Consider the following 15575-nt stretch of genomic DNA (forward strand, 5'->3'; position numbering starts at 1 on the left):
CTGACCCACACCGTGGAGCGAGCGGTCGACGCCGAGGACCTCGGCTACCACCGTTTCTGGGTGGCGGAGCACCACGGTGTCCCGGGCATCGCATCCGGCTCACCCGCCGTGCTGCTCGCGGCGATCGGGGAGCGTACGCAGCGCATCCGACTGGGCTCGGGCGGGGTCATGCTGCCGCACCACCAGCCCCTCGTGGTCGCCGAGCAGTTCCTGCTGCTCGCCGGCCTCCACCCCGGTCGGATCGACCTGGGCGTCGGCCGCTCCCTCGGCTTCACCGAGCCGGTCCGGAAGGCGCTGCGCCGGTCGGTCGAGGAGCCGGACACCTTCGCCGACGACATCGCCGAGCTGCGTGACTTCCTGGAGGGAAACGCCCCGGTCACCGCCCGCCCGATGGTCGAGGAGACCATCCCCCTCTTCGTGCTGGCCACCGGCCGTGGGCTCGCCGTCGCCGCCGAGCTCGGCCTCCCGGTGGTGGTGGGCGGCCCGGTCCTCGACGACCCCGCGCTCCCGGAGAAGTTGGCCGGCTACCGCAACTCCTTCCGGTCACACCGTGACAGCCGGCCCCGCGTCACGGTCTCCCTCGACGTGCTGGTCGCCGACACGGATGCCGAGGCCCGCGACCTGGCCCTACCCGAGGTCTGGGCGATGGCGCAGTCCCGCCGGACCGGTTCCTTCGGGGCCCTCGAACCCGTGAGCGCGATCCGCGGGAAGCTGCGCGACGACCGGCACCGCGACCGGATCGAACAGGCCCTCGACCGGGTCACCTCAGGAGATGCCCAGACCGTACACCGCCGGCTGAAGCAGCTCGTCGAGCGCAGCGGCGCCGACGAGCTGCTGGTGTCGGGGTCGACGTACGACCGTGACGCGCTCGCCGCCTCGGACGCCGCGGTGGCCGGGTTGCTCCGCTGACTCGGTGGAGCAGTTCGGTCACGTTCCTTCCCACCGCCCGCGCTTGTGGCCGGCAACAGCATGGGTCGCAGCCACAAGGAGAGCTGGAGTCGGCGAGTGGCGGACGTCCGACTGTCCGGACACCCTCCAACCAACGTCCTTGCACGACTGCGGCGTACCGACTACCGAGCGGTGCGGTATGGCAATCCCGGGAAGCAGGCGGGACCGTCCACAATCATCGTTCCCGAATGATCATCCGATCTCCATCACGAACTGACCGTTCGGGCCGGCGCCGAGAAACCATGCCCCACTTTCCAAGAGCATCCACGCGTCTTCGTCGCTAAAGGTGGCCAACGCACGCAGGATGACTTCGTTGCCGAGCCCCAGCGTCAGGTTGTTGCACCGGTCGGCCTCGAAGAGCGTGATCGTCAAGCCCACCAATGTGCCGAGCTTCTCCGGGAACGTCGTGCGGTCGTCCTCACACGCCAGCACCATCCCGTCCGAGGACGAGATGTTCCAGGCGGACATGTACATCCACAGCTTGACGTCGGTGTCCTCGAAGGAAAAGGTCAGGTGGGTCCCGATCCCAATCTCGATGTGCAATATCCGGCGCCCGAGGACGTGGTCATGGCAGTGAGCCAGAGCACGGGAGCGATCCATGGAGCTCTCTTCTCTCATTTCATGAACATGTCGACGACGATCTCGACGAGATCCCAGAACTCGTCGTAGCCCTCCCCGGTGATTCTGTCATGGACCTGCCGAATCTCCGCCCTATCGAGCTGGCGGCCGAGCTGGCGTTGCGCCGCCTTGATTGCGTCTCGGGCCTGCTTGTTCTGCACTGTGTTCCGGGCGAGCCCGGCGCGCATCGGAGCGTCCTTGGAGATTCCGCCGTACTCCATGGCCATCTGCCCTGTCGGGTCGACGTAGTCAAGCGGCTGGTTCGCGACGTAGGGATACAGATTGACCTCGTCAACGGGGTCCTCGGACGCAAACCTGCCGAGCCGGGAGTCATACCAACGCGCACGGGCGTAGTGCGTGCCTGACTCGATATCCCACCCGTGACCCGTGTAGCCGTAGGCGTCTCCCAGGCCCACCGCGCCGGTGCCAGCCGGCTGGCCGAAGACCGAGTACGCCGTGCTCGACGACACCCCACCCGCAGCATCCAGCGTTCCCGTGACCGACCCGAGTCCGTCCAGCATGCTGTACTCGGTGTCACCGTCGGTGGTCGACTGCAGCGGATCACCCGAAGGAGCCGTCACGAACGTTGACGCCAATACCCGCGGCCCGCCGTCCTCCTGGCGCCACACCGCCGCCACCGTCGAACCGTTGTAACCCTGATGAGACGCTGGCCGCCCCAAAGTCCCCGCCATCGATGAACGCAGGTCCAGACCAGCGCTGCCTGCACCCTCCCGAAAAATCTTGGTCCAAGTGGTGTGGATCGCGAGAGCGCGGGGCACAGAGGGCTGCAGTGGGTTGCCACTGCTCGCACCGCGAGCAGGGTTTCGTCCGGTGGTTGCTTCGGGGCACTGCGGACGAGCGGGTGAAAACGACGCCCCGCGGCCGGTGTGCCGCGGGGCGTCGTTGTCGTTCCGGTCAGGCGGGAGCCGGGGTGCGCGCCTCGTGACCCGCGGGACCGCGCACGGGGTCAGGCTCGGCCTCACGGCCCACGGGGTCTCGATCGGGATCCACCACGCCGCGCACCACCATCGCCACGAACCACAGCTGCGCCGCGATCCGGAGCACGACGGCCAACCAGTAGATCACCGAGGGCTGTCCATCACCCGGTTCGAGGTATCCGCCGAGCTGGAACCAGATCGCCCCGAAGTAGAGGACCTCACCGACCTGCCAGATCAGCAGGTCGCGCCAGCGCGGGTGTGCGAGCACGGCCAGCGGCAGCAACCACAGGACGTACTGCGGGGAGTAGACCTTGTTGACCAGCAGGAAGCCGGCCACGATGAGGAAGCCGAGCTGGGCGAACCGAGGCGAGACCGGCGCCTTCAGCCCGAGCACCAGGACGCCCAGGCACCACAGCGCCATGAAGCCCCACGACACGAGGTTGATGGTGTCGACCTCGATCCATGCGTCCGGGCCCATCATCTGCTGGGCCACCAACCACAGTGAGCCGAGGTCGGCGCCCCGTTCGGAGTTGAATGTCCAGAACACCTTCCACTGCTCGAAGCCGGTCAGCAGCGCCGGGGCGTTGGCCAGCAACCAGGCCGCGGCAGCAGCAGCGAAGGTGAGCGCCAGCGTGCGCCACCGGCGCCGCCGCAGGCAGACCACCAGCACGGCCCCGAGCAGGAAGAGTGGGTAGAGCTTCACCGCCGTGCCCACCCCGATGAGTACGCCGGTGAGCACCGGCCGGTCGCGCGCCCACGCCCACACCGCCCCGGCGACGAAGACGACCGCCAGCAGGTCCCAGTTGATGGTCGCGGTCAGCGCCAGCATCGGCGCGAGCGCGAAGCCGGCCGCGTCCCACGGTCGTCGGCGGGTCACCCCCGCCATCAGCCACGTCGTGAGCAGAGCGACCGCACCGAAACCGACCGCGTTGACGGCCATGTAGAGCGTGCCCTCCCGCGGCAGGTCGCGGGCGGGGTCGTCGAGGTCGGGGGCTCCGCTCAGGACCCAGGTGACGTAGCCGGTGCCCCAGGCCCAGTAGGAGATGCCCGCGGGATACTCCATGACGTCGAACTCGGCGCGCACCGCCTCGTCGTCGGTGTAGGGCCAGTTGAGGTCGGCGAACCCGCGCCAGCTGTAGAGGTAGGGCACGTCGGAGTAACACATGTGGCTGTAGCGCTGAGCCGTGTCCTGCCACTCCGTCTCCGCGCAGGGCGCCTTCGACAGGAGACCCAGCGCGAACGTCACCGCCGTCAGCGCCAGGAGCACCCGCACCGGCGTCCACCAACGGTGTCGACCGGCCCGGCTGCCCATCGGTCCTCCCACCGACTCCGACAGCGCGGCGACCACCGGGTCGTCGTGTGTGGGGTGCACCGTCATGTCACTCACCGTCCCTCCCTTCGGCGAGCCCATGCCTACTCCCCGGGTTCCGTACGTCCGGGCGCCGCGGCCGGCGCGAAGCCTCCCGGTGCGCCGTCACCCGGCGGCGTCGGGCTGGGGGCCGGCGGCGTGGGGCTGGGGGCCGGCGGGGTCGGGCTGGGGGCCGGCGGGGTCGGCGACGGCTCCGGCTCCGGCTGGTTCGTCGGGGTCGGCGTCTCGGACGGCTGCGGCTCCGGCTCGGGCTCCGGCTCCTGGCTCGGCGTCTCGATCGGCTTCTTCGACGGCTTGGGCTTCGGCTTCGGCTGGCTCGGCGGCGGCGCCTCACCGCCACCGCTGCTGCTCGGCTCACCACCATCGAGGAAGACCGGCTCGGGGAACTCCTCGACCTCCATCCCCTCGCTCAGCCGGTCCATGATGGCGGCCCACGTCTGCGCCGGGTAGGTGCCGCCGTAGAACGAGGGCAGCCACTCGTCGAGCTTGTCGTCGCCGTCACCACGCACGTACATGACGGCGGTCGACAGCTGCGGGGTGAAGCCGACGAACCAGGACGACGACACGTGCACGCTGTCCTGCGAGGTGCCGGCGGTGGCCGTGCCGGTCTTGCCGGCAGCGGGACGACCAATCGACTGGGCGGCGCGACCCGAGCCGTTCTTCACGACGTCCTGCAGGGCGTACACGGTGTCGGCGTTGACCTCCGGGTCGATCGCCTGGGTGGTCTCGACCTTGCGGCTGTAGCTCGTCTCGCCGTCGGCCTCGACGACCTTGGCGACCACGTGCACGTCGGCCCGCTCGCCGAAGTTGGCGAAGGTCGCATACGCGTTGGCCATGTTGATGGGGCTGATCCGGGCCTTGCCCAGCGTGATCAGGGTGTCCTCGGGCGACAGGTCGGTGCTGCGCATCGGGATGCCGGGGAAGTCGGAGTCGGCCTCCTCAGGCGGCAGGCCGGCGCGCAGCATCGTGCGGTAGATCTTGCGCGGGCCGTCCTCCATCGAGTCCGACATGTCGACGAAGGCGGTGTTGGTCGACAGCGCCGTCGCGCGGGTCATCGAGATGGCCGACCCCTGGTCGGCGGCACCCTCGCCGGCGTTGTTGACCTCCAGGCCGCCGGGGAAGCGGTAGGGCGAGTTGCCCTGGAAGGTGTCGCGCAGGCTGAAGCCCTCCTCGATGGCAGCCGCCACCGTGAAGGCCTTCATGGTCGACCCCGCCATGCCGCCGGTGGCGGCCCAGTTGATCTGGGAGTCGAGGAAGTCCTGACCACCGTAGAACGCCTTGAGGGCGCCGGTGCCGGGCTCGACGGTGGCCGCGCCGATGTGCAGCTGCTTGTCGCCGAAGCCCTCGGGACGCTGCTCGATCACCGACTCCTCGAGCTGCTCCATCATGGTCGGGTCGAGGGTGGTGGTGACCCGCAGGCCGCCGCCGACGATCTCCTGCTCGGTGTAGCCCAGGCGCAGCAGCTCGTCGCGCACCAGCTTGAGGGTGTGGCCCCGCTGCCCACCCTGGGCCGACTCCGCCTTCTGCTTGGGGAACTTCGGCAGGCGGCGCGCCGCCTTCTGCGTCTTCTCCTCCTGCACCAACCGGTCGTCGGACATGCGCCCCAACGTGTAGGTGAAGCGGTCCTTGAGCTCGGCGCGGGCCTCCTTGCCGTTGGCGGGGTCGAGCGCGTTCGGGCTGTTGAGGACGCTGGCGAGCACCGCGGACTCACGCAGGTTGATGTCCTTGACGTCCTTGCCGAAGTAGGCCTGCGACGCGGCCTGCACCCCGTAGGCGCCACGGCCGAAGTAGATGGTGTTGAGGTAGCCCTCGAGGATCTCGCGCTTGGAGACCTCGCGCTGGATCTTCAGCGACAGGATCGCCTCCTTCACCTTGCGGCTCAGGGCCCGCTCGCTGCTGAGGTAGAGGATCTTGACGTACTGCTGCGTGATCGTGGAGCCGCCGGCGACCGTCTCACCCGCGCGGGCGTTGGAGAACGCCGAGCGGATGATGCCCTTGGGGTCGATGCCGGAGTTGGTCCAGAAGGTCTTGTCCTCGGCGGCGACGACTGCGTCCTGCAGGTGCTGCGGCATGTCGTCGAGGGGCACCGCGACGCGGTTCTGGGTGACGTAGCGCCCGACCTCGCTCTCCCCGTCCTCGTAGTAGACGAAGGAGGTCTGGGTCTTGAACTCCTCGTTGGGGTCGGGCATGTCGATGGTCTGGTAGAGCACCACGAAGAGGCCGAGGCCGGCGACCAACCCGACGAGGGCGAGGGCAGCCAGCCACAGCAGCACGCGGCGTACGCGCTGGCCGGGGGTCTTCTTCGGCTTCTTCTGCTTCGTCGGCTTGCGGGTGACCGCCTTGCCGGGGGCTCTGCGGGAGTTCGTCACGACGCAAGGGTAAGGGGATCGGCCGCAGGGTCCCGATTGTTCACCATGCATCCACCTCTTCCTCACCGAAGATATATCGGTACGATAGATCGCATGGCGCGTCGCGGAGAGTCCATCGAGCTGGCAGTCCTCGGACTGCTGCACGAGGGACCCCTGCACGGCTACGAGCTGCGACGGCGGCTCAACCTGCTCCTGGGGTGGGGCCTGGGGCGCGTGCTCTCCTACGGCACGCTCTACCCGGCGCTGAAGAAGATGTCGCGCTCCCAGCTGATCAGCGAGGACACCTCCACCCCGGCGCCGGTCACCGGCCGACCCCGGATCGTCTACCGCGTCACCGACCTGGGTCGCGAGGAGTTCCAGCGGCTGATGTCGGAGGCCGGGCCGGTGGCCTGGGAGGACGACACCTTCGGCATCCGGTTCAGCTTCTTCGCCTCCGCCCCCTCGGAGATCCGGTTGCGGGTCCTCGAGGGTCGCCGCACCCGGCTCGAGGAGCGGTTGGCGAGGGCGCGGGCCGACCTCGCGCGTACGCAGCGCAAGGCCGACCGCTACGCCTCCGAGTACCACCGACACGGAGTGGAGGGGGTCGAGCGCGAGGTGCGCTGGCTCTCCGACCTGATCGCCGCCGAGCGCGGCCGTCAGGAGTCCCGCAGCAGCCCCGCCAGGCCCGTCCCGGGTCAGGGAGGGGCCAGCACCACCGGTAGCCCCGAGGCCACCACCGGGTGAGTCGGCCGCCCGACCCGCCCAGCAGCACCAGTCAGAGCACCATCCAGTCGCCTCGGCGGCACCAAGCCATCCAATGCAGTGAGGAGAGCCCCATGGGTTCGGTTCGAGTAGCAATCGTGGGCGTGGGCAACTGCGCCACGTCCTTGATCCAGGGTGTGGAGTACTACAAGGACGCTGACCCCGCCGGCACCGTCCCCGGGCTCATGCACGTCAAGTTCGGCGACTACCACGTCTCCGACGTGGAGTTCGTGGCCGCCTTCGACGTCGACGCCAAGAAGGTTGGCTTCGACCTCTCCGAGGCGATCAACAACTCCGAGAACAACACCATCAAGATCACCGACGTCCCGCCGCTGGGCGTGACGGTGCAGCGCGGCCCGACCCTCGACGGCCTGGGCAAGTACTACTCGATGACCATCGAGGAGTCCGACGCCGAGGCGGTCGACGTCGTCCAGGCGCTCAAGGACGCCGAGGTCGACGTGCTCGTCTCCTACCTCCCCGTAGGCTCGGAGGAGGCCGACAAGTTCTACGCGCAGTGCGCCATCGACGCGAAGGTCGCCTTCGTCAACGCCCTGCCCGTCTTCATCGCCTCCGACCCCGAGTGGGCGCAGAAGTTCACCGACGCCGGCGTGCCGATCGTCGGCGACGACATCAAGTCGCAGGTCGGCGCCACCATCACCCACCGCGTGATGGCGAAGCTCTTCGAGGACCGCGGCGTGACGCTGGACCGCACCTACCAGCTCAACGTCGGCGGCAACATGGACTTCAAGAACATGCTCGAGCGCGAGCGCCTGGAGTCCAAGAAGGTCTCCAAGACCCAGGCCGTGACCTCCAACCTCAACGGTCCGCTGGCCGGCAAGGTCGAGGACAAGAACGTGCACATCGGCCCCTCCGACTACGTCGCCTGGCTCGACGACCGCAAGTGGGCGTACGTCCGCCTCGAGGGCCGCGCCTTCGGTGACGTGCCGCTCAACCTGGAGTACAAGCTCGAGGTCTGGGACTCCCCCAACTCGGCCGGCATCATCATCGACGCCGTCCGTGCCGCGAAGATCGCCCTCGACCGCGGCGTCGGCGGCCCGATCCTCCCGGCCTCGGCCTACCTGATGAAGTCCCCGCCGGTGCAGATGGCCGACGAGGACGGCCGCGCCCAGCTCGAGGCCTTCATCCACGGCGCCTGATCCCTCAGCACCGCTCAGCACAAGATCCCGGTCACCTCGGTGGCCGGGATCTTCTGCGTCCCGACCCCCTCACGGTCCGCGCTCAGGACTCGACGAGCTGGCGGATCCGGTCCAGGGTCTGGCGCATCCCGGCCTGCAGCTCGTCCTGGAAGACCTCCTGGCCCCCCATGAAGCGGTCGGTCAGCTTCGCCGAGATGTCGCTCAGCCCGTCGGAGAGGTCGCGACGGTGGGTGACCCGCGTGCCGGTGGCGGTCGGCTCGAGGGTGAAGGACCACGTCGACCCGTTCTCCTTGATGCGCCAGGCGACCTCGCGTGGGGGCGTGAAACGGACGACCTTCGACCGGGTGGGCCAGAAGAGGAGGCCGCGACGGTTGATGTTGAAGAGGAACGATCCGCCGTGCACGTCTCCGCCACCCAGCACGATCGACTTCACGACCTGGGGGCTCCACTCGGCGAGACGGGGCAGGTCGCTCACGAACCGCCACACGGTCTCCGGCGGGGCGGCGACCTCGACGGTCTCCTCGATCTGGTCGCGGACGAGGTGGCGCGCACTGGAATCCATGGTGGGAGTTTGAAGGCTGGGCCGAGTGGATACAAGGGGCGGAGCGAGGCCTGTCCGGCCGAGGAGCCACATCGGCTCCACCCCCGGGAGCGCCTCGACGCGTTGTGTATCTTGATCGAACTCGAACGGCCGGAGCATTCGGGCCCGGGCGTCAGACACTCAGGGGGAGAACCACCCATGGCAAACGTGCAGGTCACCTACCAGGAGATGGAGTCGCAGGCCGACAAGCTGACGTCTGCGCAGCAGGAGATCGACTCCTACCTCACCAACCTCAAGGGCCAGGTGGACGGCCTCGTCGCTGGAGGCTTCGTCACCGACTCGGCCTCGGGTTCGTTCCAGACCTCTTACGAGGAGTTCACCTCCGGCGCCAAGAAGACCATCGAGGGTCTCGAGGGCATGGCCCAGTTCCTCAAGAAGGCGGCGGAGACCTTCCGCAACGTCGACACCGAGCTGAGCTCCGCGCTCAAGGGCTGATCGACCCAGAAACCCCACGGGGCCGCTGCCGGCTGGCAGCGGCCCCGTTCTGCGTCCGGGTGACGCAGATCAGGAGAGGGTGGCGACCTGCACGAGCTCGCCGTCGCCCTGGTGCAGCCAGCCGCGGCCCGCGCGCACCGGCCGACCGATCACGTTGCGGGGCAGGCGTACGCCCACCAGGTCGCCGTCGGAGAGTCCCTGCGGGGAGAGCAGCAGTCCCTGACGGCTCTTGCGGGCCTCGACGTTCCACCCGCTGATGCCGCCACTGAGGCCGTCGACGTTGCCCGCCACCAGCAGGAAGGCGTCGTCGCGCCGGCCGCGCACCACGTCGAGGAAGAAGTCGTTGCCGCCGGAGTCGCGCAGCTGCTCCCCGTCGTCGAGCAGCACCAGCACCCGGCCCGTGGCTCCCTCGACCATCTCCACGTACGCGGACGCGGGCGTCGCCGGGTCGGTGACGACGCCGAGCACTCCCTCGCGCCCGGCGAGGTCGCGCAGCGGGCTGGGGCGCGGCGCGACCGCGATGACCTGTCCCCCGGTGGCCAGGTAGGCCTCGGCCGCACCCAGCAGCACCGAGCTGCGGCCCGAGCGCCCCGGACCGGCCACGACGAAGCTGGGAGCCCGGGTCAGGTCGACCTCGTAGGCCTGGAGGTCGTCGCCCCCGACGCCCACCAGCAGGCGCGGACCGACCCGGTCGTGCGGCGGCAGCGCCAGCGCCTGCTCCACCGTGGGCCGCGACGGCAGCACGTCGACCCGGAAGGGTCGGTGACCCTCGCGCGCCCGCGGCGCCTGCGCGGCCAGGCGACGCAACGCGGCGCCCTGGGCCTGCCCGGAGTCGTCGGCGTCGAGGAGCATGACCTGCACCTCCGAGCCGTCGGGGGTGAAGCCGCGACCTGCCGGCACCCGCTCGGGCAACGTACGCGGGTTGAGCCCGACCAGGCCGTAGTCGGAGCGGTCGGCCAGGCGCAGCGCCAGCTTGTTGTCGGTCATCGTCGCGACCCGGGAGTTGCTGCCCAGGGTGCGGTCACCGGTGATGACGGCGTGCACCCCGAGGCTCGCGCCCTCGCGCAGGATGCGGGTCATCGCGTCGAAGAGGGCGTCGACCTCGCCGATGGTGGTCATGAAGCCCTCCCACCGGTCGAGCAGCAGGAGCAGGTGGGGCAGCGGCTCGGCGGAGGCGGCGCGCTGCTCGCTGATGTCGCCGAAGCCCTCCTGCGACATCAGGCGCTGCCGGTCGTCCATCAGGTCAGTGATGCGACTGAGCAGCCGAGCCGCCCGCTCGGGCTCGGTGCGGGAGACCACGGCGCCGCAGTGCGGCAGCTCCGCCAGGGGGTTGAGCGCGCCGTTGCCGCAGTCGAGGCCGTAGAGGTGGACGTCGGCGGGGTCGGTGAGGCGCGCCACCGAGGCCGCGACGGCACGCAGCAGCTGCGAGCGTCCCGACTTCGACGACCCGATCACCAGGAGGTGGCCGTCCTCGGTGAGGTCGAAGGCCGCGGCGCGCTGCTGCTGCAGCGCGGGCAGGTCGACCCGCCCGAAGGGCAGCGGCGGCAGCCCGGTCGGGGCCTGCGGCGAGGTCCACACGTCGTCGGCGAGCAGCTGTTCGGGCAGGGGCGGCAGCCAGGGCCGACGCTGCTCGGGCACCTGCTCCTCCTCCGCCGCCGTCACCACGGCGCGCACCAGCGCGGCGAGGTCGGTGTCGGCGACCTCCTCGTTCGACCCCCGGGCGAGGGGGCGCGGCACGGCATAACCGACGCTCTCCCAGCCGACCCGGCAGACGAAGGGCGGCGGGACCTCGACGGCGACCGCGCCCGGGCGCCGACCTCCGACCCGTCCGGCCTGGAAGCCCTGCAGCGAGCTGGCCCCGGTGCGGGCGTACGCACGACCGGGCGCCGACTTCGGGATGCGGGCCGAGTCGGGCGCACCGATGACGTCGCTGCTGTCGGAGACGTCGGCGACCCGCAGCGCGATCCGCAGGTTGGTGTTGGCGCGGATCTCCGGCGAGACCACGCCGCTGGGTCGCTGGGTGGCCAGCACGAGGTGGATCCCGAGGCTGCGGCCGAGCTGGGCGATGCTCACCAGGCCGCTGACGAACTCCGGCAGGTCCTTGGAGAGCTGGGCGAACTCGTCGATCACGATGAGCAGTCGCGGCAGCGGCGGGCGGTGCGGCTCGCGCAGGCAGAGGTCCTGGTAGTCCTCGATGTCCTTGACCTCGGCCTCGGCGAGGAAGTGCTCGCGGTGCTTGAGCTCTGCCCCCAGCGACGCGAGGGCGCGCTGCACCAGGTGGGGGTCGAGGTCGTTGACCTTGCCCACCGTGTGCGGCAGCTTCACGCACTCCTTGAAGGCGGAGTCGCCCTTGTAGTCGACCAGCACGAAGTTGAGCGCGTCGGGACGGTTGGCGATCGCGAGGCTGGCGATCATCGTCTGGAGCAGCTCGGTCTTGCCCGATCCGGTCATGCCGGCCACCAGGCCGTGCGGGCCGTCGCTGCGCAGGTCGAGGGAGAAGGGGCCCTTGGCGCCGACGCCCAGCACCATCGTCGTGGAGCGCGGCTCGAGCATCCACCGCGAGCGCAGCTCGTCGGGCGTGGGGTCGTCGAGCTGGAGCACCTCGAGCAGGCGGGCGGAGTCGGGGAGGCTGTCGTCACCCTGCTGCGACCCGACGTCCTTCAGCGGCGCGAGGGCGCGCGCCACGCGATCGGCGTACGTCGCGGAGACCACGTCCAGCAGCACCGACTCCAACGTGGGCTCCCCCGAGCGGTGCAGGGTGCCGTGGGTCGCCTGCCCGGGGTCGACCAGAAACGTCGCGGTGCAGCGTTCGGGCAGCGAACGCTCCTCGTCGTCGGTGCAGATGGCGTAGACGCCGACGGCCGGTCCGTCCTCGAGCAGCTGCCGCATCCCGGGCAGACCGCGCACCTGGCGGTAGCCGTGGACCACGACGACGTGCGCCGGGAAGCTGTCGGCGTGCACGCTGCTGGAGTTGTCCGCAGCTCCGCGGCGCTCCTTCACCAGGTCGGCGAGGGCGGCTACCAGGGCGGTTGCGCTGGACTCGTCGTTGCCCACGTGGGCGACGGCGGAGTCGGGGTCGTCGGGGCGCAGGTGCGGCAGCCAGCGCAACCAGTTCCACTCGCTGCCGGCCCGCAGCGAGACGAAGGAGAGGCTGAGGTCGCGGGGGGCGTGGTAGGCAGCCAGCTGCACGACCGACCACCGCACCAGCCCGTTGACCTTCTCCTCCGGCCCGGCGATGCCGACGACGCCGGCCTGGGCCAGGCCCACCCCGACGGGCACCGCGCGCAGCGTGTGCTCCTCGTCGACCTCCTCACCGGTCAGCTTCACCGTGGAGGGCAGGTCGGTGGAGCCCCACCGCAGGACCAGGGCGTCGACGTCGTGGCGGCGGCGCTCCCACAGTCGCCGTCCCGGCAGCGCCGCGGTGCGCAGGGTCTCGGCCGCGTCGGGCATCTCGTGGCGCAGGCGCCGCTGCTCCGAGGCGATCTTGCGCTCGAGGTCGGTCTGCGCCGCTGCCAGCTTCTCCGTGTACTCCTCGACGGCCTGCCGGTGGTCCTTCGCCGACCCGCGACGCTCCGACCAGTAGTTGGCGCCCATCATGATCGGGCTCATCAGCGCGAACATCAGGTAGAACGGCGAGCGCATCACCAGCGCCAGCGTGATGCCGAAGACCATCGGCGCGATCATCGCGATCACGGGGATGCGTCGCGTACGCCGCTCGCCGGGCGCCTTGGGCACCTCGACGGTGGGCGTGAGGTGCAGGGCCCGGATCCGGGGCGGACGCAGGAAGTTCAGCCAGCCCGGCTCGGCCTCCTCGACGGCTGCGTCAGGGCCGTGCGCGGCCCGGAGCTCGACCAGCGAGTCGCCCATCTCGAGCAGGTCACCCGCGGGCCAGACCACCGGCTCCTCCGTGTCGACCGTCTCGCCGTGGAGCACGGTGCCGTTGGCCGAGCCGAGGTCGACCACGCGCACCTCCTCCTCGGTGACCTCGACGGCAGCGTGACGGCGTGACATGGCCTGGTCGCCCCAGGCGAGGTCGCCGCTGCGTCCCACCTCGTGCCGACCGACCGGGAGGGAGAAGACGTGACCGGCGCCCGGACCCCCGACGACGTGCAGCTGCCACCCCTCGGTGGTCAGGCCGCCCTCGCGCGATCCGCCGGGCACCATCGAGAGCACCATGCCGTTGCGGAGTCCGGCCTCGCCCACGGGCACGTCGGGCCGAGCCAACGCCGGGTCGCCCGCCTCGTGGTCGAGCGTCAGCCCGGTCTCGACGCGCAGCGCCTCGGTGAGCCGACCGACCGGGAGCGCGTCGTCGCACTCCGCGACCACGTCGACGTCGTGGGCCGGCCCACGTACCGTCACGTTGATCCGCACGTCATCCTCCTGCGGGAGAGATCCGGAAGGTGTCACTGACCAGGTCGGTGAAGTTGCCGACCCGCGCCCTGACGGTGCAGGACTCCGCCGCGCGGAGCACTCCGACGCGGCGCCCGTTCACGATGGCGAGCGCCCCGTTGCAGCCGTCGGAGAGACCGACGCCGTCGGGCCCCCCGGCCACCTGGCGCAGCAGCTCGGAGGGCGGACCCACGGCCTGGCTGTCGTAGAGCACCCGCACGTCGTCGGGGCGCTCCGCTCCGCGCCACACGGGCAGCAGGCGTAAGCGCACGGAGCCGGAGCCGACCCGCACGTCGCTGGGCACCTCGACCCGCACGTCGGCGAGACGTTGCGCCGGATAGGCCGCACCGACCGGCTGGGAGGCCAGCGCGGCGTCGGTCGACTCCGAGACGCTCGCCAGCCAGTCCTCCAGGGCGCCGGACTCGGCGGGCAGGTCGACCGAGACCTCGGCGCTCACCTCGACCGAACCCTGCCGCGGCACCTCGGTCAGCTCGATCGAGTGCCCGCAGGGCACGCCGATGCCGGTGACCTGCGGCAGGTTGGCGCTGACCTCGACGTCGTCCTCCCAGGCCACCAACGGACACTGGTCGCCCTGGCCGACGGGGGGCAGCACCTCCAGGAACGGACCGGCAAGTGCGGCGGCCTGCGCACCGAAGCGGATGGAGAGGTCTGCGGTGCCGGTCTCCGGGTCGTAGTCGACGCGACGGGTGACCGAGAACCCCGAGGGCAGCGGGTCGTCGACCAGCGTGGCGCTCAACGGACCGGAACCAGCCGTGCTCGGCCCCGCCTCGTCGTCACCGCCCGTGACCAGGCCGACGACGAGCCAGGTCAGGCCCGCCACCAGAGCGAGGACGACCACGCCGACGACCCAGCGCACCCAGGGCCTGCGGCGGCGCTCCTCGGGAGCCACGGCCTGCGGCTCGAGCACCGGACGCGTGTGGGGGCCGACGTTGCGCGCCAGCCCGGTCTCCTGCAGGTCGACGTCGCCGACCGGCAGGGCCGCCTCGACGGCGCCGGGGCGTGCCACCGGGGTCGCCTCGACCGCGGCACCGGGCACGTAGGTCGCACCCACGTCGACGTCGGACGGGAGCTCGTTGACCCGGATCGGACCAGTGGCCGGGGCAGCGTCGACGGGCTCCCAGCGCTCCGGCTCCGGCTGGACCGGGAGTCGAGGGGCGTCGAGCACGTCGTCGGGCAGGCTGCGCAGCTGCTCGGCCGTGCGGGCGGCGGGCAGGCGCAGCGCGGGGTCCTTGGAGAGCATCATCGCGACCGTGCGCCACAACGGGTCGGGCACCGGCAGCCGGGGCGGCGCCATGCTCACGTGGCGGTGACCGACGGTGTGGGCGGTGCCCGGGCCAGCGAAGGGCGTCCGCCCGGCGAGCAGCTCGTAGAGCAGCACGCCGACCGCGTAGACGTCGGAGGCGGCGCTGAAGGTGCCGTGCACGAAGAGCTCGGGCGGCATGTAGCCGGGGGTGCCCAGCAGGCCGGTGGCCATGACCGTGGAGTCCTGGGCCAGGCGGGCGATGCTGAAGTCGGAGAGCCGTACGTCCTGGGCACCGAAGTCGCCCTGGCCCGCGACGAGCACGTTGTCGGGCTTGACGTCGCGGTGCAGGCACCCGGCGGCGTGGGCCGCCGCGAGGGCGTCGAGCACCGCGCACGCCACCTCGACGGCGAGACGGGGGCTGAAGGTGCCTTCCTGCCGGAGTCGGGTGCGCAGGTCGTCGCCGTCGACGAGGTCCATGACGATGGCCAGGTCCTGGCCCTCGACCACGAGGTCGCGCACCCGCACGATCCCGGGGTGGTCGAGGCCGACGAGGATCGACCGCTCCTGGATGAAGCGGGCCACGACCTCGGGGTCGCTGGTGAGCTCGGGGCGGAGCAGCTTGGCGGCGACGACGGAGTCGTCGGAGCGGTCCCGGGCGCGCCAGACCTGCCCCATCGCACCCTGACCGAGGCGGGTGAGGAGCTCGTAGCGGCTGCCCAGCGCCCGGCGGCTCTCCACCTCCACCG

At 70.8% G+C, this 15575-nt stretch carries 11 protein-coding genes; 4 read left to right on the forward strand and 7 right to left on the reverse strand.

The features are described from left to right. Positions 1 to 909, forward strand: a 909-nt coding sequence (locus IEQ44_RS06060; protein ID WP_193637535.1) for an MsnO8 family LLM class oxidoreductase, incomplete at its 5' end; no start/stop codon positions are given. Positions 910 to 1140: 231 nt separating this feature from the next. Here IEQ44_RS06060 and IEQ44_RS06065 read toward each other — a convergent pair. The 4 genes from IEQ44_RS06065 to IEQ44_RS06080 form a co-directional block, all read right to left on the reverse strand. Next, positions 1141 to 1548, reverse strand: a complete 408-nt coding sequence (locus IEQ44_RS06065; RefSeq protein ID WP_193637536.1) for a hypothetical protein — start codon at positions 1546 to 1548, stop codon at positions 1141 to 1143. A gap of 14 nt (positions 1549 to 1562) precedes the next feature. Next, positions 1563 to 2204: an RHS repeat-associated core domain-containing protein gene (locus tag IEQ44_RS06070; RefSeq protein WP_193637537.1), complete on the reverse strand. Its 642-nt coding sequence runs from the start codon at positions 2202 to 2204 to the stop codon at positions 1563 to 1565. Positions 2205 to 2481: 277 nt separating this feature from the next. After that, the gene (locus tag IEQ44_RS06075; protein ID WP_227487029.1) at positions 2482 to 3882 is read right to left on the reverse strand and encodes a glycosyltransferase family 87 protein; all 1401 of its coding nucleotides are present in this window, start codon (positions 3880 to 3882) and stop codon (positions 2482 to 2484) included. A 35-nt stretch (positions 3883 to 3917) separates the two neighbouring features. Continuing rightward, positions 3918 to 6242, reverse strand: coding sequence for a transglycosylase domain-containing protein (locus tag IEQ44_RS06080; RefSeq protein WP_319804521.1), 2325 nt, complete (start codon positions 6240 to 6242; stop codon positions 3918 to 3920). A gap of 93 nt (positions 6243 to 6335) precedes the next feature. On the opposite strand from IEQ44_RS06080, the gene IEQ44_RS06085 reads away from it, so the two are divergent. Continuing rightward, on the forward strand, positions 6336 to 6965 hold the full coding sequence (locus tag IEQ44_RS06085; protein WP_193637539.1) for a PadR family transcriptional regulator: 630 nt from the start codon (positions 6336 to 6338) through the stop codon (positions 6963 to 6965). A 92-nt stretch (positions 6966 to 7057) separates the two neighbouring features. Next, positions 7058 to 8140 carry an inositol-3-phosphate synthase gene (locus IEQ44_RS06090; RefSeq protein ID WP_193637540.1) on the forward strand — a complete coding sequence of 361 codons (1083 nt, stop codon included), beginning with the start codon at positions 7058 to 7060 and terminating at the stop codon, positions 8138 to 8140. Between the two features lie 82 nt (positions 8141 to 8222). Here IEQ44_RS06090 and IEQ44_RS06095 read toward each other — a convergent pair whose 3' ends face one another. Further along, positions 8223 to 8702, reverse strand: a complete 480-nt coding sequence (locus IEQ44_RS06095) for an SRPBCC family protein (RefSeq protein ID WP_193637541.1) — start codon at positions 8700 to 8702, stop codon at positions 8223 to 8225. Between the two features lie 177 nt (positions 8703 to 8879). Between IEQ44_RS06095 and IEQ44_RS06100 the strand changes: the two genes are divergently transcribed. After that, entirely contained in the window at positions 8880 to 9176 is a 297-nt protein-coding gene (locus IEQ44_RS06100; RefSeq protein WP_193637542.1) for a WXG100 family type VII secretion target, read from the forward strand. Between the two features lie 69 nt (positions 9177 to 9245). Here the strand turns inward: IEQ44_RS06100 and IEQ44_RS06105 are convergent, their stop codons facing one another. Further along, entirely contained in the window at positions 9246 to 13547 is a 4302-nt protein-coding gene (locus tag IEQ44_RS06105) for a type VII secretion EssC family protein (RefSeq protein WP_193637543.1), read from the reverse strand. 1 nt (position 13548) lies between these two features. Continuing rightward, complete coding sequence (locus IEQ44_RS06110; protein WP_193637544.1) at positions 13549 to 15573, reverse strand: serine/threonine-protein kinase; 2025 nt, start codon at positions 15571 to 15573, stop codon at positions 13549 to 13551. Positions 15574 to 15575 lie beyond the last annotated feature (2 nt).

The sequence above is a fragment of the Nocardioides malaquae genome, assembly GCF_015070385.1.
GTDB lineage: Bacteria > Actinomycetota > Actinomycetes > Propionibacteriales > Nocardioidaceae > Nocardioides > Nocardioides malaquae.

What these genes read in the sequence shown, in the direction of transcription:
- IEQ44_RS06065 (WP_193637536.1), bottom strand. Translation starts at nt 1,548, where the DNA reads ATGGATCGCTCCCGTGCTCTGGCTCACTGCCATGACCACGTCCTCGGG.
- IEQ44_RS06075 (WP_227487029.1), bottom strand. Translation starts at nt 3,882, where the DNA reads ATGACGGTGCACCCCACACACGACGACCCGGTGGTCGCCGCGCTGTCG.
- IEQ44_RS06085 (WP_193637539.1), top strand. Translation starts at nt 6,336, where the DNA reads ATGGCGCGTCGCGGAGAGTCCATCGAGCTGGCAGTCCTCGGACTGCTG.
- IEQ44_RS06090 (WP_193637540.1), top strand. Translation starts at nt 7,058, where the DNA reads ATGGGTTCGGTTCGAGTAGCAATCGTGGGCGTGGGCAACTGCGCCACG.
- IEQ44_RS06095 (WP_193637541.1), bottom strand. Translation starts at nt 8,702, where the DNA reads ATGGATTCCAGTGCGCGCCACCTCGTCCGCGACCAGATCGAGGAGACC.
- IEQ44_RS06100 (WP_193637542.1), top strand. Translation starts at nt 8,880, where the DNA reads ATGGCAAACGTGCAGGTCACCTACCAGGAGATGGAGTCGCAGGCCGAC.